The sequence below is a fragment of the Mesorhizobium sp. M7A.F.Ca.CA.004.04.2.1 genome, assembly GCF_004022825.1.
Taxonomy (GTDB): Bacteria; Pseudomonadota; Alphaproteobacteria; order Rhizobiales; family Rhizobiaceae; genus Mesorhizobium.
In genome coordinates, this window is the sequence record NZ_RZPH01001485.1 from 1 (window position 1) to 985 (window position 985).

Annotated in this window: 1 protein-coding gene; it reads right to left on the reverse strand. The window is 64.4% G+C overall.

Annotation, left to right across the window (positions count from 1 at the left end; translation table 11 throughout):
- Positions 1 to 879, reverse strand: an 879-nt coding sequence (locus tag EN893_RS35575; RefSeq protein WP_206640253.1) for a M48 family metalloprotease, incomplete at its 3' end; no start/stop codon positions are given.
- Positions 880 to 985 lie beyond the last annotated feature (106 nt).

The following is a 985-nucleotide window of genomic DNA, read 5'->3' on the forward strand; positions in this document are numbered from 1 at the left end:
GCCATATAGCGCGGCGAGGGTCCCTTGCATCTTTCGCATCAGCCGCGACGCAGCCGCCTGGCCTTCCATGTAGACGGCGATCTTCACCCGCACCATGTCATGGCGCTGCTGCAGCGCGGGCGGGTCCGGCCTGTCGACATTGGGGCTCTGTTTCACCAGCACTTCGAGATTGGAGATACGATCCCGCGGCATCGGATGGCTGATCCGGTAGGGATCGACTTGCGCGCCCGAGAGCGACAGCGCAGTCTGGAAGCGGTGAAACGTCTTCAGCATGCCCATGCCGGACTGGCCGGTGGCGTTGAGATAGGTGATCGCCGAGCGGTCGGCCGTCATCTCCTCGGTGCGCTGGTAGGCGAGGATGCTGCGCTGTGCCATCTCGCCGCCGCCGGCGGCTACGCCCACGCCCGCACCGGCAAGGCCGCGGCTATTGGTTGTCGCGCCGGCGACCATGGCACCGGCACCCAGCAGCGTCGCGATGATGGCCATCGTCTTGGCGCGTTCAAGCTGGTCGCGGAGTTTCTGCTGGTGGCCGCCGGCGATATGACCGGCTTCGTGGGCGATGACGCCGATGATCTCGTTGGGCGTTTCAGCCGTCATCAGCGCGCCGGTGTTGATGAACAGCCGGCGCCCGGTGACGAAGGCGTTGAAACTCTGGTCATTGACCAGAACGATGTCGATGCCGTCATTCGCCAGGCCAGCCGCCCTGAAGATCGGCCGCGCGTAATCGCGAACCAGCGCCTCGATCTCGGCGTCGCGCACCACCGGCACGTTCTGGGCAAAGGCGCTGACCGAACTCGCCATTGCAACGGCAACGCCAAGCGAAAGCGTCGCGAAGACGCGCGCTGCCTGGGCAATCGTCGATCTGGGTCGGCTCAACATGATGGCTCCACTGGTAGACGAGCGGGCGAAAGATGAAAAGTCGGCGCCGGAAACTTCCTCAACTTGTGATCCTCACATCAATCGGGCATTTGTGCGGCACATGCGC